Source organism: Rhizobium bangladeshense (assembly GCF_017357245.1).
GTDB classification, from domain to species: Bacteria; Pseudomonadota; Alphaproteobacteria; order Rhizobiales; family Rhizobiaceae; genus Rhizobium; species Rhizobium bangladeshense.
Genome location: NZ_CP071615.1, coordinates 14382 through 40243, shown reverse-complemented (window position 1 = coordinate 40243; position 25862 = coordinate 14382). Strand labels below are relative to the sequence as shown.

Sequence of the window (25862 nt, the reverse complement as noted above, 5' to 3'; positions counted from 1 at the left end):
CCATCTGATTGCGACTGGCCGTTCCGCGATGGCCCGGAAAGCGCAAGTCGCTAACGGTCAGATCTTCTGGCCGTCGCGCACCAGGTCGTCCATGACCGAGCGCACGGCCTTTTCGGCAATCGAGACAATCTCGTCGATCTCTGCCTTTGTCGTGACAAGCGGCGGGGCAAAGCCGAGGATGTCGCCATGCGGCATTGCACGGGCGATCAGACCGCCGTCGCGAGCTGCCTTCGAGACGCGCGCGCCCACCTTCAGCGACGGATCGAAACGGGTCTTGTTCTCGCGGTCACCGACGAACTCGATGGCACCCATAAGGCCAACACCACGCACCTCGCCGACGATCGGCAGCTGAGCAAACTTCTCCTTGAGCTGCGCCTGGAAATAGGCGCCAACGTCGCGAGCGTTCCCCGGCAGATCTTCCTTATCGACAATATCAAGTACGGCGTTGGCCGCGGCCGCACCGATCGGGTGGCCGGAATAGGTATAGCCATGCGAGAAGGCGCCGACTTTGTCGGCTCCGTCTTCCAGCACCTGATAGACCTTTTCGCCGACGATCGCAGCCGAGAGCGGGAAATAGGCAGAGGTCAAGCCCTTGGCAACCGTGATCAGGTCCGGTTCGATGCCATAATGCTGCGAGCCGAACATCGAGCCGGTGCGGCCAAAACCGGTAATGACTTCATCAGCGATCAGCAACACGTCGTGCTTCTTAAGCACGGCCTGGATAGCCTCCCAATAGCCTTCCGGGGGCGGCGTGATACCGCCGGTACCAAGCACGGGTTCAGCAATGAAACCACCGACATTGTCAGGCCCAAGCTGTTCGATGAGGCGGTCGAGCTCAAGGGCTCGGCGGGCGGAGAATTCCCGCTCGGTCTCGCCAGGATTGGCGCCCCAGTAGTGATGCGGCACGCCGGTATGGGTGATCTGCGGCAGGGGAAGGTCCATGTGATCATGGTAGAAGCTCATGCCGGTCATCGAACCGGAGACAACGCTGCAGCCGTGGTAGCCGCGCTCGCGTGAGATGATCTTCTTCTTCGTGGGCTTACCGCGCAGGTTGTTGTAGTACCAGACGAGTTTGGCCTGGGTCTCATTGGCGTCCGAGCCGGACATGCCGTAGAACACCTTGCTCATCTTGCCCGGCGCCATCTTTACCAGACGGTCTGACAGGATCGCCAGTTCGTCGGTCGTGTGGGCAGCATAGGAGTGGTAATAGGCAAGCCGGTAGGCTTGGCGCGAGATCGCCTCGGCCACCTCGGTTCGGCCATAGCCGACATTGACGCAGTAAAGGCCGGCAAAGCCATCGATGAGCTGATTGCCGTAGGCGTCCTGGATGCGGATACCCTTGCCCGTTTCAACAATCGTCGGCTCGCCAAGCTTGCCGCTGGCGAAGTCCTTCAGCTGAGTGAACGGATGCAGTACCGAGTTGCGATCCTTCTCGGCGATGTCCTTGATGTTGATGGTCATTGTGAGCCCTTCCGTAGCGCGATGGAGTGAAGCGGCTGAAGGCCAGCGTGATATGCTCCGCTGATTTCCCGCATCTATCTTCGATGGTCGCAATGTGCGCCAAACTGATGCAGATTGACGGCCAATATAATGCCGCCTATGCAGGAATTCTGCGAATTTCAAAGCTAGGTGCAGGATTTCACGACCATGGAACTCGACCGCGCGGACATCGCGCTTCTCAACGCCGTTCAAAAGAATAACAAGCTCACGTCCGAGGAACTGGCAGAACGAGCACATCTTTCACCGACAGCCTGCCAGCGCCGGCTCAAACGCTTGCGGGCCGAGGGCGTCATCGAGGCTGACGTTTCAATCGTGTCGCCGAAGGCAGTCGGCAGGCATGTGACGGTCGTCGTCCTGGTATCCCTCGAGCGAGAGAGGGCTGACATCATCGATCGCTTTAAGGCAGCAATCAAAAACACGCGCGAAGTCATGATCGGCTACTATGTAACCGGGGACGCCGACTTCCTGCTCGTCGTTACGGCAAAAGATATGGAGGATTACGAGCAGTTCACGCGTCGTTTCTTCTACGAGAACAATGATATTAAAGGGTTTAAAACAATGGTTGTCATGGACCGCGTGAAGGCTGGATTTGCCTTTCCGATCGAAGACTGAGAGTGTTTGGTCGACCAGGCCAAGGTATCGTCTTCTCTTGCGCCGCACTCATCAAGGCTTTTTTCCCTGCTCGCCAGATGCGGCGTGGCGCATGTAAGGCACTGGGCCACATCACAGCGCCAATGGTGATGAAGGACCGCATCGGGCCGTTCGGAGAGCCACGGAATCCGACTGGAGCATAGGCTGTCTGGGAGAAACGCCTCTCGTTCAGACGGATACTCTAATATGGACGGACGCGGGCACAGCGTCGTTCGGGCGCAGGGAATTCCGTGCCATGCACAGCGGGCACTCCTGCGACTTTTAGAGCCCTCCCATGCAAAGATATTTCATTTCGAGGTAGTCTTCTAAGCCATGCCGCGAGCCCTCGCGGATCGTGTCCCACCGAGTGGTGTAGCTCGGCGGTAGCACAGCCTCTCGCGAGCGCGTCCCCAATTGCGCTGTAGCGAGTGAGGGGCTGTGCGGGCGGCCATCAGTGTTTTCCGCTAGGATCGGGTTGTTCAAGACACAACCTGACGGAAAGATCACTGATGACCACTGACATGATGAACGTGCGTTCGCTCGTTGAGAAGAGCGCTGATGCAGATTTGTTGCGCGAGATGATCGGCTTTGCCGCTGAACGGCTGATGGAACTGGAGGTCGGCTCAGCTACGGGTGCAGGGTTCGGGGAGAAGAACCCTATGCGGCTTGCGCAGCGCAATGGCTATCGTGACCGCGATTGGGAGACGCGAGCTGGCACAGTCGAGCTTCGCATTCCGAAGCTGCGCAAGGGCAGCTACTTTCCGAGCTTCCTCGAACCGCGCCGGATGGCGGAGAAGGCTCTGACGGCTGTTATCCAGGAGGCGTATATCCAAGGGATATCGATACGCTCTGTCGACGACCTGGTCAAAGCCATGGGGATGAGTGGCATCTCCAAAAGCCAGGTGTCGCGGCTGTGCGAAGAGATCGACGTTAAGGTGAAGGCGTTCCTTGACCGAACCATTGAAGGCGAATGGCCATATGTCTGGGTCGACGCGACCTATCTCAAGGTCCGGCGTGGCTGCCGCATCGTCTCAGTCGCCGTCATTATCGCGGTCGACGTCAACAGCGACAGTCGGCGCGAAGTCCTGGGTATGGAAGTCGGCACATCGGAAGCTGAGCCAATCTGGACGGAGTTTTTGCGTCGGCTGACCCGCCGAGGTCTACGCGGGGTGAAGCTGGTTGTCTCCGATGCGCATGAGGGCATCAAAGCTGCCGTTTCAAAGGTTCTCAACGCCACATGGCAGGTAACCGCCCGATTGCTACCGCCGAGATTTTGCTTTGATGCGAGCGACGAGCAGCTCGTCGTCAACAAAGCTGTCGAGGAAGTCGTTCCATTCTTGGGGTGAGCGGCGGGCATCTTTGAGCGTCTGCTCCAATTCGTCCATGCCGTCGTCTGTCAGTGCGGTCACCGATTCGTCGTCTCCGGTGTACACGGAGATGATGCTGCCGTAGCTCAGATTATCATCGTTGGAGACAATTGCCTGAAGAAGCTCCGGGTCCTCTTCGAGGATTTCGGCAACAAATTTGATCGTACGGACGTAGGTGACTGTCGCCATCAGGCTGCCTTCGCGTCGATTGTGGTGATCGCCGACCAGTTCCACGGAAGCAATTCGTCTAACCGATTGATCTTGTGATCGTGGATGCGATCGAGCACGTCTGCCAGATAGGCCTGCGGATCAAGACCATTCATCTTTGCCGTCTCGATGATCGTCATGGCGCGTGCCAAGGTCTCCGCTCCCGTATCGGCTCCCGCGAAGAGCCAGTTCCGTCTTCCCACGCCTATCGGACGCAGTGCCCGCTCGGCGGAATTGTTGTCGATCGCGACGCGGCCGTCGTCGAGGAACAGACAGAGTGAAGACCATCGGCTCAATCCGTAGCGGAAAGCTGTCGCCAGATCGCTTTTGCCCGGAATGCGCGTTAGTTGAGCTTCAGCCCAGTGGCGGAATGCATCGACCTTAGGCTTGCTCTGGGTCTGACGCGCGGCAAGCCGGATCTCAGGAGGCTGGCCGTTGATGCCTCGCTCGATGTCGTAAAGCGCTCCGATGCGATCGAGAGCCTCTCGCGCGATCTCGGACTTGTTTGATGTCCAGATATCGTGGAAGTCTCGTCGCCAATGAGCCCAGCAGGCGGCTTCCTTGAAGCGAGATTCTCCCTTTTCTCCAGGCGCGTATAGCTTGCCATATCCTTTGTAGCCGTCAGCCTGAAGGATGCCGCTTGATTGCTTGAGGTGGCGGTGGACGTGCTCTTCTTTCCAGTCAGGAGCAAAATAGTAGACTGCACCGGGCGGGGAACTGCCTGCCCATGGACGCTGATCGCGGACATACGTCCAGATCCTGCCCTTCTTCACACCCTTGCCCAACCCCTTGTCTCGCAGCGAGCGATCCAGCACCCTGATCGGGGTGTCGTCCGCATGAAGCAGGTCACTTGCCATGACCGCCGTTTCGATCCGCTCGATGAGAGGCTGAAGCACCTGCATGGCGCGACCACACCAATCAACCATCGTGCTGTCGGGAATGTCGGCGCCCATGCGGGCGAAGATCTCGTTCAGACGGTACAGTGGCAAATGGTCGTCGAACTTCGAGACCAGAATGTACGCCAAGAGGCCAGCGCCGGCCATGCTGCCCGGTATCGGGCGGCTGGGTGCTGCCACCTGCACCATTTTCTCGCAGCAGCGGCAGGACTTCTTCAGTCGAGAAACTTCGATGACTTTCATCTGCGCGGCGATCATGTCGAGGATTTCGCTGACGTCCTCACCGACAAGACGCAATTCACCTCCGCATTCCGGGCAGCAGGAGCCAGGATCGAGCTCTCGGCGCTCGCGAACCGCCTTGTCCGAGACGCGTGGGCGCCGGCGCATGATCTTTTCAGCCGTATCCGCCAAGGGAACAGCAGACGCCGCCTCATCAGGTTCATCGATTGGCGCCGTACTGCCTTCAGCGGCGGCGATCAACAGATCCTCAAGCGCCAGTTCCAACTGCTCTTTCACGCTCAATCTTTTCAGACGACTTGCCGAAGACCTGTTTCTTCAGCTTGGCAATGCGCAGCCGCAGCGTTTGGATTAACTGATCATGCGCCTGCAATGTGGCCGACATCTTCGCGTTTTCCGCCTGCAAAGCGGCAATCATTGCCTTGAGAAAGGCTGGATCGTCCGGAAGATTTGTCGTCGCGCTAGACATGATCCTGACTACCACGAGCCAGGATAAATTTTCATAAAAACCAGTGGTTTCAGTGGGATAAAATCACCCGACACGGGCCGGTGGCGCACCCCAATCAGGACGACGCCAATCGATCCCTTCCCACAACATCGCCAGTTGGGCCGACGTCAGCCGGGCAGTCCCGTCGGATGCCGAAGGCCAAGGAAACCGCCCCTTCTGCAAGATCTTGTAATACAGGCAGAAGCCCTGGCCATCAAAATACAGCAGCTTCAAACGATCGCCACGCTTGCCGCGAAAGGCGAAGACCGCGCCGCCAGTCGGCTTCTGACGCAAAACATCCTGCGCAAGCGCGGCAAGGCCTTCTACTCCCTTGCGCATATCCGTGATCCCGCACGCAAGATACACCCGAACGCCGGTCCCAGGCCCAATCATGCTGCTTCCACTGCCCGGATAATCTGCGTCAGGACATCGGGAGCCATAGAACTCTCGAAACGAAGCGTGCGGCCGCAGATCAATCGTAGCTCAATCATCCCGGAGCAGCTCTCCCTCAATTCAGGGGCATCGTTCTGCACGGCATTCAGATCGACGGGAATGAACAATGCATTCGAAGACACCGGGAGCAGCCCCTTCTTCTTGAGCTCGCTACGCCAGGCGTATATCTGCTGCCGCGTTACATCATGACGATGAGCAATCTCTGTGATCGTGGCTCCAGAAACCCCAACCGACATGACAATTGCAAGCTTGTCTTCTTCGCGCCACCGCCGTCGACGTTCCTGCCCAAGAATTTCAACGCGCATCGCAATCCTCGCCTAAGACACGTCGCTAACGACGTCGTTAAACACGTGTCTTAGGCCATCAGGGCGCTAGGCGGCAGGCGGTTCCAATCGGGCGGTTACCATGGCAGCGGTGCCGCGTTCACTTCATGAGGAATGTGCTGGCGCATGCCGGCAAGAGCGGGAGGCGGGTCGTATCCGCCTTCATCGCAACGGCCTTTGCCCAGGAGACGCCGGCGGCGGCCAGCGCTCAATGGCGCAGTGTTGCCGATCAGATCAGACCGAAAGTCCCGAAGCTTGCCACCATCATGGATGAAGCTGAAGACGATGTGCTCGCCTATATGACCTTCCCGAAAGAGCATCGGGCGAAGTTACACTCGACGAATCCAATTGAGCGTCTCAACGGCGAAATCAAACGCCGCACCGAGGTTGTCGGCATCTTTCCCAACGATGAAGCCATCGTCCGTCTCGTTGGCGCATTGCTCATGGAGGCGAACGATGAGTGGACCGTCCAGCGAGGCAGATACCTGACCCTTGAGACCATAGCACAAATGAGCGATGATCCCCAAATCAGCTTGCCCGCTGTGGCCCGCTGACAATCGCTCCGACCTGGGGCGGAAAGCACGGCACTCAGCCGCCAGCTACACCACCTACATGGACACGACCCCCTCGCGTCCTATCCCGGATTGCTTGATACCGCCAAATGGCGCAGCCTTCGAGGACATACGACCCGTGTTGATGCCAACCATGCCATATTCCAACGCTTCAGCGACGCGCCAGACCCGCTTGAGGTTGGAAGCGTAGAAGTAGGCCGCCAGGCCGTAATGATGTCGTTGGCTTCGCGGATCACGTCGTCGGAGTCCTCGAAGCGGAAAAGAGGTGCAAGCGGACCAAACGTCTCGTCGTGCGCCCCAAGCGTCGATTTCGCAACGTCCGTAACCACAGTCGGTTCGAAGAATGTTCCTGAAGTTCCAAGCCGACGTCCGCCGCAGCGAACCCTTGCCCCCTTTCTGCACCACATCGGCGATGTGTAATTCGATCTTTTCGAGCGCGTTCCCGTTGATCAATGGACCAATCGTCACATCAGGATCAAATCCGTCCGACCTTAAGCAACCGCACGCGCTCAGTGAACTTCTCGACAAATTCAGCATAGACCCGCGACTGAACGTAAATCCGATTGGCGGATACGCAAGTCTGTCCAGCATTGCGAAACTTCGCTTGGATCGCTCCCTCAACTGGATCGCTCCCTCAACCGCAGCATCGATCTCGGCGTCATCGAAGACAATAAAAGGGGCATTGCCGCCGAGTTCGAAGCTGATTCGCTTAATTAGGTCAGAGCACTGGCGCATGAGCAACCGGCCGACCTCTGTCGAACCGGTAAAACTAATTTTACGCACCTTAGGGTTGACGCATAGTTCGCGACCAATCGCATCACCTTCTGACGCATAGACCAGGTTCAACACGCCGTCGGGGATGCCAGCCAGCTTTGCCAAGTTGAACATAGCCGCAGCAATCAATGGCGTCTGCTCAGCGGGTTTGAGGACGACGGTACAACCGGCTGCAAGCGCCGGCGAAATCTTGCGCGTCACCATCGAAGCTGGGAAGCTCCAGGGAGTGATCGCGCCGACCACCCCGATCGGCTGCTTGATGACCAGCATCCGGCGATCGATCGACGGACCCGGGATGGTTTCGCCGTAAATGCGACTAGCTTCCTCGGCATACCATTGCACATAGGCCGCCGCATGCGAGATCTCCGATTTGGCCTCTGCCAGCGGTTTTCCCATCTCCGCGGTCAGGATAGCTCCGAGATCGTCGCTATGCTCAATCATTAATTGGTGCCAGTTCCACAACACATCCGATCGTGCCCGAGCAGTCAGCTCGGCCCACGCTTCTTGCGCGGCATGAGCTCTTTCAATGGCGAGCCGAGCATCATCGGCACTCATGTCCGGTACTTCGGCCAGCAATTCTCCGGTGGAAGGGTTGAGCACCGGGAATCTCTTGCGTAGATCGGCGGACGAGGAACCAAGGTCATTGGCAAGATCACGGAATAGCTCCGGTCGTTTCAGGTAGCGCGTCAATGCCGTCGTTAGGGTCATTGCTCTTCCTCCTCCCGGGTATGCACCCGATCTTGTGTATGTCCGTTCGTGCGGAACAGCAAAACCGGAGCGATGACGATCATGGCTCCGGTTCGTGCCTTGGCTGTCGCATTCGATCAAATGAGGGAAATGACAGCTTCGATCTCGACCTTCGCGCCTTTCGGAAGGGCCTTTACCTCGTAGCATGCGCGAGCGGGAAAGGGGGGTGAGAAGAAGCTCGCGTAAATGCGATTGACGTCAGCGAAGTCACCAAGGTCGGTGAGCAACACAGTCGTCTTCACTGTCTTCGACAGTTCAGTACCGGCGGCCCTCCCGATTGCCTGAAGGTTTCTCAGGCACTGCTCGGCCTGCTCTACGGCGTTTGCGGAATTGAATTCGCCTGTGGCCGGATCAATTGGCAGTTGGCCCGAAACGAAGAGCAGATCGCCTACCTTGATTGCTTGTGAATATGGGCCAACTGCTCCAGGAGCGTTGGTCGTGGAAATTTGTTCGATCAAAGTTTCATCCTCCATGAGGTTTGTGACTGTGGTTTAGGCGTACCGGCAAATCGCCAGGTCAGTTGCATCGATTTCGGGCTTCCGTCCGGACACGAGATCAGCGATGACGCGGGCCGAGCCAGAACTCATCGTCCAGCCGAGTGTGCCGTGTCCGGTGTTGAGGAAGAGGCCCGCGATCTTGGTGGGACCAATCACCGGCGTTCCATCCGGCGTCATCGGGCGAAGACCCGACCAGAATGTAGCCTCTTTTGCATCACCACCGGGAAAAAGATCCATGACGGAATGCTCGAGGGTGCTCCGGCGGGCTAGGCCGAGGTCGTTCGAATAGCCGGAGATTTCTGCCATGCCCCCCACGCGGATACGGTCGCCAAGACGCGTGATCGCGATCTTATAAGTTTCGTCCATGATCGTCGATTCCGGCGCCCGCGAGGAGTCAGTGATAGGGATAGTCAGTGAGTAGCCCTTGACCGGTTGAACTGGGAGCTTGATTCCGTGGCGCTTGAGTAGCAACGGAGAGTAGCTGCCAAGTGGCACAACAACCGCATCTGCCGGCAGGGATCCCGATTTCGTCACAACGCCACGCACACGACCGGCCTCGACATCCAAGCCGTTAATCTCCGTACTCCAGGAAAACCGGACGCCGAGCTGCTCGGCCTCGTTAGCAAGCGCATCGGTGAACTTGAAGCAGTCGCCAGTTTCGTCCTTTGGCGTCAGCAGACCGCCGGTGATCTTATCGCGGACATGCGCGAGCGCCGGCTCAGTGCGAACGCACCCGTCACGATCGAGTACCTCGTAGGGAATGCCGTCGGCTGCAAGCGCCTTGACGTCCTTGGCGGAGGCATCGAGCTGTGCCTGCGTGCGGAAGAGCTGTAGCGTGCCCTGCATACGTTGGTCGTATTCGATGGCAGTCTCGTTGCGCAGGGCAGCAAGGGAGATACGACTGTAGTCAGCCAGACGCAGCATGCGGCTCTTGTTGATAGCATAGCGCTCGGTAGTGCAGTTTGCGAGCATCTTTACGAGCCATGACAGTATGGCGCCATCGATCTTTGGCCGCAGGATCAGCAGCGCATGTTCCATGAACAGCCATTTCAAAGCCTTCATCGGAATTCCTGGCGCTGCCCAAGGTGAGCAATATCCGAACGAGACTTCGCCTGCATTAGCAAAGCTTGTCTCAAGTCCCGGACCTTTCTGCCGGTCGACAACGGTGACTGTGTGACCGTCTTTTGCGAGCTGATATGCGGAGGTGACGCCAACAATACCGGCGCCTAGAACGATGACCCTCATAATGTCCTCAATGGATGAACCCCTAACGATGCCGTCTATGGTAGCGGTCGCCGAGGCAACGGCCAGAGCCATTTCCTCTCGATGCAGCCGTGTCTGTCTGTCATTGTCCAGATGTTCATTCGGAGTGATCCTGGAAAATCGAGGTGTAGCAACTCCAGTCTCCTAATATTCACTCAGGATGGACAACCTCAAAGCCTACAGCTAGCCGACAATGGCACCTTCGAAATGGCGATCGCAATAAAAAACGACCGGTCGCCCCGCCCCTTTTCTCATAGCAGTTGGTCGATATCACTCACCTCAGACGGCGTTCAGAATCCAGTTAGTGTAGTGGCCCCCTAAATCCCCGGACACGATCTCCCACTTGTTAAGTGTTAGGAGTAATGTGCCCATTATGACCAGTCACATACCTAAGATAGAAGTGCTGTCCGGCCCGGAGCGCCGCCGTCGCTGGTCGACAGCGGAAAAGCTCGCGATAGTCCAGGAGACCTACGAGCCTGACGTCACGGTCAGCATCGTTGCCCGACGGCATGGCATTCAGCCGAACCAGTTGTTCGCCTGGCGCAAACTAGCGGCGCAGGGTGCGCTGACGGCGACGGCATCACAGGAAGAGGTCGTCCCGGCATCCGAATACAGGGCACTTCAAAACCAGGTGAAAGAGCTGCAGCGCCTCCTCGGCAAAAAGACGATGGAAGGCGAAATCCTCAAGGAAGCGCTTGAGATAGCATCAGGGTCAAAAAAACACCTGTTGCGCTCGCTCTCGTTGCCGAAGGACGGTTCGCGATGACGGCGGTGTGCGAAACCCTGGGTGTCGCCCGATCCAACATCGCCGAACGTGTGAAGCAACGCCCTTCAAAATCCCGAGGGCGGCCGCCGCTCGCCGATCAGGAACTGCTGGATGAGATCAAGACGATCATCGACGACATGCCGACCTACGGATATCGGCGGGTTCACGCGATCCTTTGCCGTAAAGCCCGCAGCGAAAACCGCACATGGCCAAATGCCAAACGCGTCTACCGGGTGATGAAGGTTCACGGCATGCTTCTTCAGCGCCACACCGGTGCAATTGACACCCGTCGCCACGATGGCCGCGTCGCCGTCGAGCAATCCAATCTGCGTTGGTGTTCAGACGGCTTCGAAATCGGCTGCGACAACAAGGAGAAGGTCCGCGTTGCCTTCGCTCTCGACTGCTGTGATCGCGAGGCCATTGCCCATGTCGCGACAACCGAGGGCATTAAGAGCGAGGACGTCCAGGACCTTGTCATCACCGCCGTTGAGAACCGCTTCGGTCTCATCAACACCCTTCCAAAGCCAATCGAATGGCTGACTGACAACGGCTCCTGCTTCATCGCAAAGGACACCAGATCGCTGCTCATCGATATCGGCATGGAGCCGTGTTCAACGCCCGTTCGCAGCCCTCAGTCCAACGGAATGGCCGAGGCCTTCGTCAAAACCTTTAAGCGCGATTACGTCTCGGTGAACCCCTTACCGGACGCTATAACCGTCATCGCGCAACTGCCCTCATGGTTCGAACACTACAATACCCTTCACCCGCATAAGGCATTGGGGTATCGCTCGCCTCGTGAGTTCTTAAACCGTCAAACAGAAACCTGATCCTGTCCGGTTTTTAAGGGGCAACTCCAGTTAGAAATATCGGACTTCTGTCTTGCACCGACCAGCTTATCGGCAACCTCGCCGTGCTTGAAGATCCAAAGGGTCGGAATAACCCTCACACCCAACTGAGCGGCGAGTTCTTGGTTCTGAATGACATTCAGCTTGGCGAATTTGACCTTTCCTTCGAGCTCGACGGCGAGTTCTTCGAGAACGCGAGCGATTATCTTGCAGGGGGGGCACCTATCGCCCCAGAAATCGACCAGAACAGGTTTTTCGGATTCCAGAACTTCTGACTGAAAGTTCTTTTTATCAACTTTTGAGACGAACATGGGCAGCTCCATTAAATTAGGTTGTCATGTGATTGTGTAATCTCAATCTGATGAGTCGCCGAATGTTACGCTGAACCGCGCCGGGTTTGCCGGAGGCTCCAACTTCTGAGAAAGTGGAGCCGATATGAGCAAGACAACGAACAAGTTTTCACCGGAAGTCCGCGCCCGAGCCGTGCGGATGGTTTTGGATCACGAAGGCGAGCATTCCTCGCGATGGGCGGCGGTGTCCTCAATCGCCGCCAAGATCGGCTGCACTGCGCAGACGCTCAATGAGTGGGTGAAGAAGGCCGAAGTGGACAATGGTTCCCGGCCTGGGCTCCCAAGCGACGTCGCCGAGAGGATGAAGGCGCTGGAGCGAGAGAACCGTGAGCTTCGGCAGGCCAACGAGATTTTGCGCAAGGCGTCAGCATATTTCGCGATGGCGGAGCTCGACCGCCCATTGAAGCGATGATCTCGTTCATCGACGAACACCGCGCAGTGTTCGGGGTCGAGCCGATCTGCAGGCTGCTGCCGATTGCCCCATCAACCTACTACGAGAACGTGGCCAAGCGTGTGGATGTGGATCGTCTATCGATCCGCGCCCGCAGGGATATAAGCCTGAAGATCGAGATACGTCGTGTCTTCGAGCAGAACTACCGCGTCTATGGCGTTCGGAAGGTCTGGCGGCAGTTGAAGCGAGAAGGCTTCGATGTCGCCCGCTGCACCGTCACTCGGCTTATGAGGTCGATGAGCCTGCAAGGTATCATTCGGGGAAAGCCGATCCGCACGACGTTCCCCGACAGAACGGCTCCGAGCCCACTGGACCGCGTGAACCGACAGTTCAAGGCTCCTGCGCCCAACAGGCTGTGGGTTTCAGATTTCACCTATGTCGCTACCTGGCAAGGCTTCGTTTACGTGGCCTTCGTGATCGACGCTTTCGCTCGGCGCATCGTCGGTTGGCGCGTAAGCCGAACGGCACATGCCGGGTTTGTCCTCGATGCTCTCGAACAGGCACTTCATGATCGGCGTCCCGTTCATGGCGGCGGCCTCGTGCATCACTCGGACAGGGGCGTTCAATACGTGTCGATCAGGTATTCGGAGCGGCTGGCGGAGGCAGGGATCGAGCCTTCCGTCGGAAGTGTGGGCGACAGCTACGACAATGCGCTCGCCGAAACGATCAACGGTCTCTACAAGGCCGAGGTCATCCATCGGCGCGGACCATGGCGGAGCTTCGAAGCGGTGGAGTTCGCCACACTGGAATGGGTCGACTGGTTCAACCATCGAAGGCTTCTGGAACCCATCGGAAACATGCCGCCAGCCGAAGCTGAAGAGCAATATTACGCCATGCTAGACGAACCAGCCATGGCCGCATAACTTAAACGCAATAGCCTCCGGCAAACCCGGCGCGGTTCACGCTCCTTTCTGACGTTAGACGGAGTAGTACATCTGGAACTCAACCGGGTTCGGGGTTGTCTCTAAGAGAGTGACCTCGTCCATTTTCATCTTGATATAGTTGTCGATGAAATCGTCGTCGAAGACACCACCGGCCGTGAGGAAGGCGCGGTCGTTGCTGAGACTCTCAAGAGCCTCGGACAGCGATCCGCAGACGGTTGGAATTTTTGCCTTTTCGCACTGCGGCAGTTCGTAGAGGTCTTTGTCGATCGCTGGGCCGGGATCGATCTTGTTCAGGATACCATCGAGGCCGGCCATCTGGATGGCCGCGAAGGCGAGATAGGGGTTGGCGGCAGGATCCGGGAAGCGGACTTCCACACGCTTTGCCTTCGGGTTGGAGCCGAACGGAATGCGGCACGCGGCCGAGCGATTGCGGGCCGAATAGGCAAGCAACACAGGTGCTTCGTAACCCGGGACAAGACGCTTGTAGGAATTTGTCGACGGGTTGGTGAAGGCATTGATTGCCTTGGCATGTTTGATGATGCCGCCGATGTAGTAGAGGCAGCTCTCGGAGAGACCGGCATATTCGTCGCCGGCAAAGGTCGGCTTGTCACCATTCCACAACGACATGTGCACGTGCATGCCCGAGCCATTCACGCCAATGACCGGCTTCGGCATGAATGTCGCCGTCTTGCCGTAACGATCAGCGACATTGCGGACGCAGTATTTGAAGATCTGCACCTCGTCGGCGCTGCGAACGAGGGTGTTGAACTTCGTGCTGATCTCGTGCTGGGCAGGAGCCACTTCGTGATGGTGCTTTTCCACTGTCACGCCCATCGCTCTTATGTGTGCTGACATGTCGCTGCGCATTTCTTGACCAGAATCCTGGGGCGGCGTTGACATATAGCCGGCCTTGGTTTGGATGCGGTGGCCGAGATTACCTTCTTCGTAAGACTTATCACCGTTGATCGGCAGCTCTACGGAATCGAGCTTGAAGCCGGTGTTGTAGGGGTCGGTCTGGTACTTGACGTCGTCGAAGACGAAGAATTCCGGCTCGGCACCCACATACACCGTGTCGGCAATTCCAGTCGACCGCGAGTAAGTCTCAGCCCTTTCGGCTATACCGCGTGGGTCGCGGTTGTAGCGCTCACCCGTGACAGGTTCGAAAACGTTGCAGATGATCGTCAGCGTGGGCACCGAAAGGAACGGGTCCATCTGGGCGGTCGTGAGATCTGGAATGAGGACCATGTCGGACTCGTTGATCTCTTTCCAGCCGGGAAAGGACGAACCGTCGAAACCTTCAGTCATTGCGTCCGAGTCAATTACTTTGACGTCGTGTGTCATGTGTTTCACGTTGCCGTCCATGTCGGTGACGCGGAAGTAGATTTCTTGGACGTCGTTGTCTTTGATAAGCTTGAGTAGTCTTTTTAGGGGATCCATGTTTGGTCCTTCGCCGCGTTGATCAGAAGTCAGCTCAACCCGTTGGAGCGGGAGCATTTTCAATAGGCTCAATGTCAGGGCGATTTCTCCTGTTGCCGTGTGCCAATCAATTTCGCAAGTTCGATGCCAAACCGAAAACTGTTATAAAACAGGCAGATAACATTTCTGTGGCAATATTTTTGGCCGACATTGTCGGACAAAACCAAACGATTTTGTCGCTGCCAGTTCCATTCACTCGTTTTTCCTCTTCACCAGCAAGCGACCTTGGCCTCGCGGAATGCACTTTCGGAACTTCGGACGGTAGTCGGCCCAGTTGTCGAGTATCTCAGTGGCGCGGGCCGAGCCGGTATAGTGCAGATGGTTGGAAATCAGCTGGTAGAGGCGCTCCTCGTCGTAGCGGGTCATGTCGCCTGAGACGTCGACGCGTCGCTTGTGCATGAGATCGCCGCCGTGATGATGCAGCTTCTCCAGCATGTCATCCTCCTCGGGCACCGGCTCGAGTTCGACCATCGCCATGTTGCAGCGGCTGGCGAAATCGCCGGTCTCATCGAGCACGTAGGCGACACCGCCGGACATGCCGGCCGCGAAATTGCGGCCCGTGGCGCCGAGCACGACGACGACGCCGCCGGTCATGTATTCGCAGCCATGGTCGCCGACACCTTCGACGATGGCGATCGCACCGGAATTGCGCACGGCGAACCGTTCGCCCGCCACGCCGCGGAAATAGCACTCGCCCTCGGTCGCGCCGTAAAGCACGGTGTTGCCTACAATGATCGAGTTTTCGGCGACGATCCGCGAATTCTCTGGCGGCCGGATGATGATCTTGCCGCCCGAAAGCCCCTTGCCGACATAGTCGTTGCCATCGCCGATCAGGTTGAAGGTGACACCGTGCGCCAGGAAGGCGCCAAAGCTCTGGCCCGCCGTGCCGCGAAGTGTCACGTTGATCGTGTCTTCCTTCAATCCGCAATGGCGATAACGCTTGGCGACCTCGCCGGAAAGCATCGCGCCCACAGACCGGTTGACGTTCTTGATGTCGACTTCGAACGCGACGGGCGTCTTGGCCGTCAGTGCCGGCTGAGCCTGCTCGATCAGCACGCGGTCGAGAATATCGTCGATCGGGTGTTGCTGCCGGCTCGTCCACAAGGTCTCTTCCTTGGGAGCGTCGACCTTGTGGAAGATACGGCTGAAGTCGAGACCCTTTGCCTTCCAGTGCGCCAGCATCTCGTCCTTCTCCAGCAGCTCCGAGGCGCCGATGATCTGGTCAAGCCGAGTGAACCCCAGCGAGGCGAGGATTTCGCGCACTTCATTGGCAACGAAGAAGAAGTAGTTGATGACGTGTTCCGGCGTACCCTTGAAGCGCTTGCGCCGCACCGGGTCCTGGGTCGCCAGGCCCACCGGACAGGTGTTGAGATGGCACTTGCGACACATGGTGCAGCCAGCGGCAATCAGCGGTGCGGTGGCAAAGCCGAACTCGTCGGCTCCAAGCAGCGCCCCGATGATGACGTCGCGGCCGGTCTTCAGGCCGCCGTCCACCTGCAGGGCGACGCGCGAACGCAATCCGTTCAGCACCAGCTTCTGCTGGGTCTCGGCAAGGCCGATTTCCCAGGGGCTGCCGGCATGTTTGAGCGAAGTCAGCGACGAAGCACCCGTACCGCCGTCGGAGCCCGAAAGAGTAATGTGGTCGGCGCGCGCCTTGGCGACGCCAGCAGCAACCGTGCCGACGCCGACTTCCGAGACCAGCTTGACCGAAACATCGGCAGTCGGGTTGACGTTCTTCAGATCGTAGATCAGCTGGGCTAGATCTTCGATCGAATAGATGTCGTGGTGCGGCGGCGGCGAGATCAAGCCGACACCCTGCTTCGAATGGCGGGTCTTGGCAATGGTCGCATCCACCTTGTCTCCGGGCAACTGGCCGCCTTCGCCCGGCTTGGCGCCTTGCGCCACCTTGATCTGCAGCACATCGGCATTAACGAGATATTCGGTGGTGACGCCGAAGCGGCCCGAGGCGATCTGCTTGATCGCCGATCGTTCCGGGTTCATCGAACCGTCGGAGAGCGGCATATAGCGGTCGGATTCCTCGCCGCCCTCGCCGGTGTTGGACTTGCCGCCGATCCGGTTCATGGCGATCGCCAGCGTCGTATGCGCCTCCCTGGAAATCGAGCCGAAGGACATCGCCCCCGTCGAGAAACGCTTGACGATATTCGACGCCGGCTCGACCTCGTCGATCGACACCGGTTTGCGGCCGATCGCCTCGGCGCTCTTCATCTTGAAGAGACCGCGGATCGTGTTCATGCGCAGCGCCGAGTTGTTCACCATCTCGGCGAATTCCTGGTAAAGGTCCTCGTCATTGCCGCGCGCGGCATTCTTGAGGACGACGGCCGCATCCTGCGTCCAGGCATGGCTTTCCCCGCCTATTTTTTGGGCATATTCGCCGCCGATATCGAGCGTCGTCGCCAGCAGCGGATTAGTGCCGAAGGCCGCATTATGGCGGGCGACGGTTTCTGCGGCGATCGCTTCGAGGCCGACGCCTTCGATCCTCGTCACGGTGCCGAAGAAATACTCGTCGATCAGTTCCGACGACAGGCCGACCGCATCGAAGATCTGCGCGCCGCAATAGGACTGGTAGGTCGAAATACCCATCTTCGACATGACCTTGAGGATGCCTTTGCCGACCGCCTTGATGTAGCGGTAGACGACCTTGGAGGCATCCACTTCCTTCGGGAACTCACCCTTGGCATGCATGTCGAGCAGCGTGTCGAAGGCAAGATAGGGGTTGATCGCCTCGGCGCCGTAGCCGGCGAGCAGGCAGAAATAATGGATCTCGCGCGAGTCTCCGGTCTCGACGATGAGACCGACCGAGGTGCGCAGCCCCTTGCGGATCAGATGGTGATGCACGGCAGCTGTGGCGAGCAATGCGGGAATGGCGATCCGGTCCGGGCCAATCTGGCGGTCGGAGAGCACGATGATGTTGCAGCCCCCCTTGACGGCGGCTTCCGCGCACTCGCAGAGCCGGTCGAGCATTTCGGGCATACCTTCGGCACCACACTCGATATCATAGGTGAAATCGACCGTCTTGGTGTCGAAACGGTCGGTCGAACGGATTTTTTCGAGATCGCCATTGGTCAGGATCGGTTGGCGAACCTTGAGCCACTTGGCGTTCGCCGCCCTCTCATGGTCGAGAATGTTCGGCCGCGGCCCGACGAAGGAATCTAGGCTCATCACCAGTTCCTCGCGGATCGGGTCGATCGGCGGGTTGGTCACTTGCGCGAATCTCTGCTTGAAATAGGTGTAGAGCAGCTTCGGCTTTTCCGACATCGCCGAGATTGGCGTATCCATGCCCATCGAACCGAGAGCCTCTTCGCCGTCAATGACCATTGGCTTCAAGACCATCGCCAGGTCCTCGAGCGTGTAGCCAAAGGCCCGCTGGCGGTCGAGCAGCGACACGTCGCGGCGCAGCGTCCGCGGCTCCACCGGCTTCAGGTCTTCGAGGATCAGCTGGGTGCGGCCGAGCCAGCTGCGATAAGGATGCGCCGTCGCGAGCTGCGACTTCACCTCGTCGTCGGAGATGATGCGGCGTTCTACCATGTCGATCAGCAGCATCTTGCCCGGCTGCAGGCGCCCCTTCTGGATGATCTTCTCCTCCGGAACCGGCAGCACGCCGGCTTCGGACGCCAAGATGACGCGGTCGTCATCGGTGACGAGGTAGCGCGCCGGCCGCAGGCCGTTGCGGTCGAGCATGGCGCCGATCTGCTTGCCGTCGGTGAAGGCGATGGCAGTCGGTCCGTCCCATGGTTCCATCAGCGCCGCATGATATTCGTAGAAGGCCTTGCGTTCGGCGGCCATCGACTGGTTGCCGGCCCAGGGTTCCGGGATAAGCATCATCATCGCATGCGCTAGCGGATAGCCGCCGCGCACCAGGAATTCGAGTGTGTCGTTGAGAGAGGCGGTGTCGGACTGCCCCTCTTCGAAGATCGGCCAGAGCTTGGAGATATCCTCGCCGAACAGCGGCGAGGAGACCGAGGCCTGGCGGCGCGCCGCCATCCAGTTGACGTTGCCGCTCAGCGTGTTGATCTCGCCGTTATGGGCGACCATGCTGTAGGGATGCGCAAGCTTCCACGACGGTAAGCTGTTGGTCGAGAAGCGCTGGTGCACCAGGGCGACCGCGCTTTCGAAGCGCGGATCAGACAGGTCCTTGTAATAGGCATCGACTTGATCGGCCAGGAACATGCCCTTGTAGACCACCGTCGCCGACGACAACGATACCAGATAGAAATTGCTCTCCTTGCCGTCGCACTCGTCATTGATGCCGTGGGAGATTACCTTGCTCAGCTTGAACAGCCGGCGCTCGAACTCGTCGTTGTTTTCGGCATCCTCACCGGCCCCGATGAAGACCTGCACATGATGCGGCTCGGTCGCGGCAATGGCCGGCGCCTTGGAGAGCGAGGAATTATCGACCGGCACGTCACGAAAGCCGATGAACACCTGACCTTCCTTGGTGATCACGTCCTTGATCACCTTCTTGAGGTGCTCGATCTGCTTTTCATCGCGCGGCATGAAGATATGGCCGACGCCATATTCGCCGACCGGCGGCAGAGTGATGCCCTTCTCGGCCATCTCTTCGCGGAAGAATCGGTCGGGAATCTGCACCAGGATCCCGGCACCGTCACCCACCAGCGGATCGGCACCGACAGCCCCCCGATGCATCAGTCTCTTGAGCATACCCAGACCATCCATGACGTTCTGGTGCGACCTCTCGCCCTTTATATTCGCGACGAAGCCGAAGCCGCAGGCATCACGCTCGTTGCGTAGAGCGTAGAGGCCTTGGGCACGAGGCTTGATCGCATTGGCAGCAATCTTCTTGGCTGTCGGACTTGAGCTCAACGTTGGCATTGACTTGGTCCCTCTTCTGCTCCTCTTCCCCACCAGCGATGTTGGCGAGGAATATCAGCGGCAATCTCCCGTCGACGGACTGACGACACGCTTCAGCAAGGTCAACATTATTGATTTGACGGTGCAGCGCCGGCTGGCGCTGTCGACGCAAATCTACTTTCCTAAATTCAGCAATATCAATCTCGAGTGCAGGCCGAAACCTACAGGATTGGGTAGGGACGCATCCGCTTGTGGCCCACAAAAGTGCCAATACGGCTAAGAGCCTTGCCGCCGGCCAAGCGTTGCCACATGCAGTCGAGATGGCTCGCACCCATTAAACGTTCCCTCGCACAAGCGGCGGAGTTTGAGGTGCCGCGCAGCCAGGGTGGCCGAGTAGGGAAATGGGGGAACCGGCACCGTTCGTATGCTTTAGCTTCCGTGATGGTGATTAACGACAGCGTCATCAACGAGTCCCTCTGTTATGAGTCACATCAATACAAGTTCCTCCCGCATCAGCCGCTGGCGGGAGGAGCCCCCCTATTCGACGTCTGTTCGAAATGGTGTGATTGACCAAGTGACTTCGTCAACGGCCCGCTGGAGGATCTCCTGCGTCAAAGCGAGGTTGGGTGACGCGGCGATGACATGTCCAAGAGTATCTGTATAATCGCCTCTCCTGATGATCCGGGCGTTAGGTTTTACATGGAACTTCACATCGGCTACACCCTGGATAGAAGCCGCCCGGGCGCCGCCCCTAATCCAATCTAAGGTACCATCGCTAACGGGAACTAGATGCCGTACAATTGCAGTGCACGAATGCCTGCTGCGCAAATCCCATTCCTGACCGATAACAACCTTTATATGCTCGCGTATGAGGTCGGTACCGCAAGAGAGCTGAACCAGCCGAGGACTGGCGCCACCGGCAAGACGCGGATTGACTTCAATCACCACGGGCCCCTGCTTTGTCCATCGGAATTCAACGTTTGTCGGTCCCCAGCCAAGCCCGAGACCTTCCAAACAGCGCAGGGACAGATCGACCACGCGATTAAATTCCTCATCAGTCATAGGGGCCGGAAAGACAGTCTCATGGAAGACGAAGTTCGGTGGAGGGCCGAATTCTGAAGCACCGATTGCTACGACTTCGCTCCCCATTAAGTTAGCACTGAAAAAAGTTCCCCTTGCGAATTCCTCGACTAGTATCCTCGGCGTGGACCGCCATGTGTGTTCCCCGCCCAGCAGATAGCTCGTATGAGCGGCCAATTCGGCGACATCGCGGCACAATCGAACGCCACTGCTGCCGCTTCCTTCAGCAGGCTTTAGAACTACAGGTAGGCCGATCTCTGCGGCTGCGTATTCTACCTCCTTTGCATCCATTGCTAAGCGATAAGCGGGCATTGGAATGCCTGCCTTTTTGAGCAACTGACGTTGATTGAATTTGTCGTTGCATCGATCGATCGAAGCAGGGTCCGGCCCCGGCAGACGGAAATGCCGGCAGAGTTCGCTGACTGTCACATAAATCGACTCGTCAAGTCCCGAGAAGCCCGTTATGCCAGCGATTTCATGGGTTGAACGCAGTAGTGAACATTCATGAAGCAGAGCCTGGACATTGTCTGTGGCGACTGGGATGACCTCAGTGCCTTCCGCCTCGAGATAGGCATACTGAGTTGGGTCAGCAGAAAGCGTGATTGGGTAAAGACCCAAACGCCGGGCTTCTTTCACGTACAGATGGCCAATAGTTCTATGGCCCTCAACCAGAATAAGCGCTCTTTTGGCCAATGGCGTTGACCTCCACGGTTTCGATTGCACCCTATGTACAGGCTCTGGCGAGTATCGAAGCCTACGAGGTAGGAACGTGCCAGGCCATGCAAAAGTAGTGCTCGCTATAGCTCCAGGAGTCCGAATCGCGTTGCCGTCGCGACGGCGGCCGTTCTAGTTCGAACATCCAGTTTTCGTAGGCAGTTCTTCACATGAAAAGCGACCGTATTTTCAGAAGTCCCCATGATCACCGCCGTTTCCCACGATGTCTTCCCTGCGCTATCCACAGGAGAGATTCTTTCTCGCGTGCAGAGAGGCTAGGAACACACTCTATGCCACCCTTATCCATATCGATTCGTTCCACCGATTGAAGGACGCCACAGAAGTGCCTGTTGACGTCGCCGCTTCTTTCGTTGCGAATATCGTGCCAACAGCGTCGAACGCGCCTCAGACGAAATTGCCATTTATTTATCAACTGTTTAGGGCATAAAAGCATGGAGGCAGGCCAACAGCGTTGTGTTTTGAAGTAGACAAACTCTACAGGAGGCCTACCTCGCGGCATGGTTTGGCCCGGAGTCAATTATCGGCGGGAGGAAAGCCTGATCCCTCTGGGCCACAAGCAAACAGGCAACAATTGCCTTCACCGACTGATAAACCATGGGATAAGGTCATGCTTGATAACCTCGACCCTCTAAGAATTGCCTTGGTCTTGATCGATGCCTTACGACCGGGAACGCACATCACTAAGCTGTCTGTCGCTTTGGGGGCAAACCGAGCGCCGAGCGCGGCCACGCACCACAGACAAATTAGCGGTTGTCAGTCTCCAAGGTTGACGAAATCATTTGCAGCACTTGGTCTCGCGTCATCCAAAGGAGCCAATCATCATCATCGATGCCCTCAGCATCGAGGCGCAGGACCGACCCATGCTGCTCTCGGTTCACGTAACCAGAACGACCAAGGACCCCTTTTGCCACATACCAGTCGGCAACCAGCGAATAAATGAAATCGGGCGCCCATTTAGCCCATGCCAATCCGAATGCGATGTGACCAATATAACTCATGAGGCCGCGGCCCCTAAAGTCTTCCCGCAGCCACAGATCGCCACGATATGCTACAACGCCGGTTATTCCTCGAGCACTCGGTGCGTAGCAGCGACACGAGGAGTATTGTCCCGCTTTCAAGTCAGGATCCTTGAAGCAGGATTTTAGCGACTCGAGGTGCTCTGCTAGGTTCGTTTCACGTAGATCGTCGACGCGCATTGCTTGGACATGTGCGACGGTTCCTTCCCTGTCTCGCCCGACAATCCAAAAAGCTTTTCCAGGGAAAAGATCGGAACAATCTGGACGGAAGTTAGGATACGTGGGCCGCTTTCCGGGAATTTTGCTGGTGATCCCCACATATTCCTCAAAGTCTTCGCCCATCGTAATGCTGAGACCGGATCGGCGTGCCAACTCGTTTGTCGCGCAGATATATTTTGATACATCGAGCGTCGTCACGTTTCCGTGCATGTCACTTCTCCTATTCCACCAGTGTTTGCGGCGAAGATCGCTAGAGGGGCATTTCGCCCAACAGATGAGTCGTCTGTTTGGTCACCCCGTCGGCGTTGCGGCGTAATCGGACACGCATGCCGCCGGCGTCTACGGCCTATACTCACCGGCAGTCCAATCTCCGCTGCGCTGTCTACCTTCTTCGCAGCCAACGGCGAATATATTCGAGCTTCTTTACTTGGGGGATTGGCAACGGTCATCTGATGATCAATATAAATGCCAACAGGGTCGCTCATCGTTACCTCCTAAATTTGAGTGAAGTACCAGGGGGCTTCGACTAAGCCACGGGTCGGAGCTCTTCATGAACCTTGCGCGAGATGCAGGACCTTCCTGGGCCTCTAGGTTAAACATGGGGCCTGCGAGCCAACTGCCAGGCGCCGCCGCCGGCGATGAGCATCTTCTGCTTCAAGTCCGGCCCCTCAGTAACATTAGTTCCGCAACCGTAGGCCTACGCGCTTTCGAAGGAAGTCATGTCGCTGACCATGCATTGAGCCTGTCCGATTTTCGGCTGTTAGAGTCAGACGCTCGCGTGGACAGACAGGTCCAGAATGTCCAGACCACGTTGAAGCGTTTGCGCATCGATCGTCAGAGGTGGAAGAAACTTGATAACTTGGTCCTCTGCACCGCATCTCTCTACCACAAGCCCCTCATCAAAGGCTTTGCGAACGATCCTTTCGGCCACATTGCCTACAGCACAGTCGAGCGCCAGCATCAGGCCTCTTCCGCGGACGGATAGATTGTGATTTTGGGTGCTTTGCGCGATCTGCCACAGGCGCTCCCTCATGATACTTCCTTTTTCCATGACATCGTCAGATAGATTTTCATTTGCCCAGAACTTTCTCAAGGCGCCCGTCGCTGTCACGAGCGCAAGGTTGTTGCCCCGGAACGTTCCGATGTGTTCTGCCGGCTGCCATACGTCCAACTCCGGCTTGAGCAGCAAAAGAGACAGCGGCAGCCCAATGCCACTCAGCGACTTCGAGAGAACGATTATGTCGGGCGATATACCGGCGAACTCAAAGCTGAAGAAACCGCCGGTTCTCCCACATCCTGCTTGAATGTCGTCAACGATGAGGAGAATGTCGTTCTTTCTGCAAATTCGCTCGACCGACCGCAGCCACTTCTCGCTCGCGACGTTTATGCCCCCCTCGCCTTGAACGGTTTCCAAAATGATGGCTGCTGGGAGATCTATGCCGCTGCTTGCATCCGAAAACACTTTGTCCAGGTACTCCGACGTGTCTGTTTCAGGCCCGAAGTAGCCGTCATAGGGCATGAATACGGCGCCGGCTGGAGGAAGGCCTGCCGCATCGCGGTAGTAACGATTACCCGTCACCGAAAGCGCGCCCAAGCTCACTCCATGAAAGCCGTTGGTGAATGAAATTATGTTATGCCGTCCAGTGACTTTGCGTGCGAGCTTCAAGGCCGCCTCCACGGCATTAGCGCCGGTCGGGCCGGGGAATTGAAACTTATATTTCAAACCACGCGGGCGTAAAATAGTGGCATTGAAAAACTCCATAAACTGTCGTTTAGCTGACGTAGCCATGTCCAATCCATGGATTATTGCACTCGATTTCGTGTATTCTACCATGGCATTTATCAACTCGGGATCGTTGTGACCGTAGTTGAGAGCACCCGCGCCGGAGAGAAAGTCGATGTATTTGCAGCCCTTCTCGTCCTCGATAATGGCTCCGACGCCCCTCCTAAATACGGTAGGAAAGGATCGCGAATACGACCTCACGTTCGATTCGAGATTTTCGAACACAGAAAGCGAGTTGGAGTTGTTGTCAGCGAACACGATCTTACTCCTTTTTAAACGCTGTAATTTCGGTCTGCTGTCCGAGCTAGGGTCCGATCGGAATCCCGCCTCGGCTCAACGGCGATGACTTGCAACCTTCGTCGTCCGGCCCAATTCTCTCAAGTTTCGTGCCAGTCAGCTTCTTTATAGACGACCCATATTATTCACTGCTATGCCAGCTATTTAGGCGCCCAAATATGGGCCGAGAAATGCAGGCATGTCGCTGAACCGGCAAATTGTCGTGACAATGTCGTACATCGTGGCTCCTATAAACGGTTAACCGATTGCGGCGCGTGGAACTCATGTGCGAGTCGTTTATCTTTTTGCCGTGATCACTTTGAATCGGCGAAGGAGGGGCTACCAAAGCATTCAGTCGTTGTTTATCGATCGCGGTTCGTCACCAGAAGTCACCACGCTTGCCTTCGCCAGCCACCAAAATCTGTCAAAACTATCGGCGTGGTGGCCGGTCGGCATGGCATCGCCTCTTTCCACCCTATTGAAGCAGCTCCGCGCGAACTCGTGGCACTTGTACTCGGCTAGTGTCTTCAGCAATCGGGCTAGCTTCTTCACTTCGTCTTGGATGGGCAACCCCTTTACCAAAGTCACAGTCATTTCGAACAACTCCACTGCAACGATGTTGTTGCCGACCTCATGGAAGAAGTAGGCCATGGCCCGATAATACTCCGCTCTTGAGTGGGCATTTTGCCACTGGCACAGTGTCAGGATGTGCTCGCAGAGCGCCTTGCCCATCGATAACCGTTCACCAGATGGAAATCGCGAGTAGTCATGCGATGAGTCAAAGAGTTGATGCATCGCTCCAAGAAGCCAGTCTTTTGAGTCCTTCTCAATTGCAAGGCGGACAAATTTGCGTAGCATCAGGCAGCCGGCCTCCATGTCTTGCAATTCGTCAATCAATATGTCTGCATATAACTGGAATAGGTAGAGGCTCTCCGGCATAACACTGATGCCATCTTGTAGTAACGAAAGTGCCGTCTTCCAATCCTTCGCCTCTATCGCCGCCCAGATGCGATCGATCAATGATTGTCCAGCGGCATTCATTTCGTTCTCCTTTGTCAGATCGTTCGCTTCTTGCTGGTGCGCCAGCCGCGTTAATGAGGGAACTTTGCCGTGAGCCACATGCACAGGTGGAGCTCTAGACTAGCCTCGGCCTTCGCAGCTTCCTCATCTGTTGCAACGCCGATAACCCTCCAACCCA

At 57.2% G+C, this 25862-nt stretch carries 17 protein-coding genes, 4 pseudogenes and 1 other annotated feature; of the genes and pseudogenes, 5 read left to right on the top strand and 16 right to left on the bottom strand.

What is annotated here, in order from left to right; translation table 11 throughout:
• Positions 1 to 57: 57 nt before the first annotated feature.
• Positions 58 to 1461, bottom strand: a complete 1404-nt coding sequence (locus tag J2J98_RS26225; protein ID WP_207603910.1) for an aspartate aminotransferase family protein — start codon at positions 1459 to 1461, stop codon at positions 58 to 60.
• 186 nt (positions 1462 to 1647) lie between these two features.
• Here J2J98_RS26225 and J2J98_RS26220 point away from each other — a divergent pair, with 186 nt between their 5' ends.
• Both J2J98_RS26220 and J2J98_RS26215 read left to right on the top strand, forming a co-directional pair.
• A complete protein-coding gene (locus tag J2J98_RS26220; RefSeq protein WP_115097769.1) occupies positions 1648 to 2112 on the top strand; it encodes an Lrp/AsnC family transcriptional regulator in 465 nt (154 codons plus the stop codon).
• A 527-nt stretch (positions 2113 to 2639) separates the two neighbouring features.
• Positions 2640 to 3374, top strand: a pseudogene (locus tag J2J98_RS26215) (IS256 family transposase); the annotation flags it as partial.
• Positions 3375 to 3389: 15 nt separating this feature from the next.
• Here J2J98_RS26215 and J2J98_RS26210 read toward each other — a convergent pair.
• The 4 genes and pseudogenes from J2J98_RS26210 to tnpA form a co-directional block, all read right to left on the bottom strand.
• Positions 3390 to 3686, bottom strand: a complete 297-nt coding sequence (locus J2J98_RS26210; protein ID WP_138396828.1) for a hypothetical protein — start codon at positions 3684 to 3686, stop codon at positions 3390 to 3392.
• A pseudogene (gene tnpC, locus J2J98_RS26205) lies at positions 3686 to 5306 on the bottom strand (IS66 family transposase). Before tnpC ends, J2J98_RS26210 begins: the two are co-directional and overlap by 1 nt.
• A 63-nt stretch (positions 5307 to 5369) precedes the next feature.
• Positions 5370 to 5717, bottom strand: coding sequence for an IS66 family insertion sequence element accessory protein TnpB (tnpB, locus tag J2J98_RS26200; protein ID WP_003554417.1), 348 nt, complete (start codon positions 5715 to 5717; stop codon positions 5370 to 5372).
• Positions 5714 to 6082: an IS66-like element accessory protein TnpA gene (gene tnpA / locus J2J98_RS26195; protein WP_138396816.1), complete on the bottom strand. Its 369-nt coding sequence runs from the start codon at positions 6080 to 6082 to the stop codon at positions 5714 to 5716. Before tnpA ends, tnpB begins: the two co-directional genes overlap by 4 nt.
• 98 nt (positions 6083 to 6180) lie before the next feature.
• On the opposite strand from tnpA, the pseudogene J2J98_RS26190 reads away from it, so the two are divergent.
• A pseudogene (locus J2J98_RS26190) lies at positions 6181 to 6654 on the top strand (transposase); the annotation flags it as partial.
• Positions 6655 to 6708: 54 nt separating this feature from the next.
• Here the strand turns inward: J2J98_RS26190 and J2J98_RS26185 are convergent.
• The 3 genes and pseudogenes from J2J98_RS26185 to J2J98_RS26175 form a co-directional block, all read right to left on the bottom strand.
• Positions 6709 to 8154 (bottom strand): annotated as a pseudogene (locus J2J98_RS26185) (NAD-dependent succinate-semialdehyde dehydrogenase).
• Positions 8155 to 8270: 116 nt separating this feature from the next.
• Positions 8271 to 8651, bottom strand: coding sequence for a RidA family protein (locus J2J98_RS26180; RefSeq protein WP_168302153.1), 381 nt, complete (start codon positions 8649 to 8651; stop codon positions 8271 to 8273).
• Positions 8652 to 8684: 33 nt separating this feature from the next.
• Positions 8685 to 9935, bottom strand: a complete 1251-nt coding sequence (locus J2J98_RS26175) for a D-amino acid dehydrogenase (protein WP_207603968.1) — start codon at positions 9933 to 9935, stop codon at positions 8685 to 8687.
• A 391-nt stretch (positions 9936 to 10326) separates the two neighbouring features.
• On the opposite strand from J2J98_RS26175, the gene J2J98_RS26170 reads away from it, so the two are divergent.
• Positions 10327 to 11546 (top strand): IS3 family transposase gene (locus J2J98_RS26170; protein ID WP_207603909.1). Its coding sequence is split into 2 segments (ribosomal slippage): positions 10327 to 10666 and positions 10666 to 11546, totalling 1221 coding nucleotides; the frame shifts between segments, so codons are not numbered across the junction.
• On the opposite strand, the gene trxA is transcribed toward J2J98_RS26170, so the two are convergent.
• Positions 11531 to 11875: a thioredoxin gene (gene trxA / locus J2J98_RS26165; RefSeq protein WP_168302154.1), complete on the bottom strand. Its 345-nt coding sequence runs from the start codon at positions 11873 to 11875 to the stop codon at positions 11531 to 11533. The two genes, J2J98_RS26170 and trxA, sit on opposite strands and share 16 nt — an antisense overlap.
• A 124-nt stretch (positions 11876 to 11999) precedes the next feature.
• On the opposite strand from trxA, the gene J2J98_RS26160 reads away from it, so the two are divergent.
• Positions 12000 to 13228 (top strand): IS3 family transposase gene (locus J2J98_RS26160; protein WP_207600998.1). Its coding sequence is split into 2 segments (ribosomal slippage): positions 12000 to 12294 and positions 12294 to 13228, totalling 1230 coding nucleotides; the frame shifts between segments, so codons are not numbered across the junction.
• Positions 12281 to 12397: a sequence feature (AL1L pseudoknot), on the top strand. Its footprint overlaps the gene before it by 117 nt.
• Positions 13229 to 13282: 54 nt before the next feature.
• Here the strand turns inward: J2J98_RS26160 and glnA are convergent.
• The 7 genes from glnA to J2J98_RS26125 form a co-directional block, all read right to left on the bottom strand.
• Entirely contained in the window at positions 13283 to 14686 is a 1404-nt protein-coding gene (glnA, locus tag J2J98_RS26155) for a type I glutamate--ammonia ligase (RefSeq protein ID WP_168302155.1), read from the bottom strand.
• A gap of 231 nt (positions 14687 to 14917) precedes the next feature.
• Positions 14918 to 19576, bottom strand: a complete 4659-nt coding sequence (gene gltB / locus J2J98_RS26150; protein WP_246569469.1) for a glutamate synthase large subunit — start codon at positions 19574 to 19576, stop codon at positions 14918 to 14920.
• Positions 19577 to 20092: 516 nt separating this feature from the next.
• On the bottom strand, positions 20093 to 21328 hold the full coding sequence (locus tag J2J98_RS26145; RefSeq protein WP_168302156.1) for an ATP-grasp domain-containing protein: 1236 nt from the start codon (positions 21326 to 21328) through the stop codon (positions 20093 to 20095).
• Between the two features lie 104 nt (positions 21329 to 21432).
• A complete protein-coding gene (locus J2J98_RS30495) occupies positions 21433 to 21552 on the bottom strand; it encodes a LuxR C-terminal-related transcriptional regulator (RefSeq protein ID WP_168333689.1) in 120 nt (39 codons plus the stop codon).
• Positions 21553 to 22113: 561 nt separating this feature from the next.
• Positions 22114 to 22815 carry a hypothetical protein gene (locus J2J98_RS26135; protein WP_168302157.1) on the bottom strand — a complete coding sequence of 234 codons (702 nt, stop codon included), beginning with the start codon at positions 22813 to 22815 and terminating at the stop codon, positions 22114 to 22116.
• A 556-nt stretch (positions 22816 to 23371) separates the two neighbouring features.
• Positions 23372 to 24646: a diaminobutyrate--2-oxoglutarate transaminase gene (gene ectB, locus J2J98_RS26130; protein WP_168302158.1), complete on the bottom strand. Its 1275-nt coding sequence runs from the start codon at positions 24644 to 24646 to the stop codon at positions 23372 to 23374.
• A 369-nt stretch (positions 24647 to 25015) separates the two neighbouring features.
• A complete protein-coding gene (locus J2J98_RS26125; protein ID WP_207603908.1) occupies positions 25016 to 25705 on the bottom strand; it encodes a hypothetical protein in 690 nt (229 codons plus the stop codon).
• Positions 25706 to 25862 lie beyond the last annotated feature (157 nt).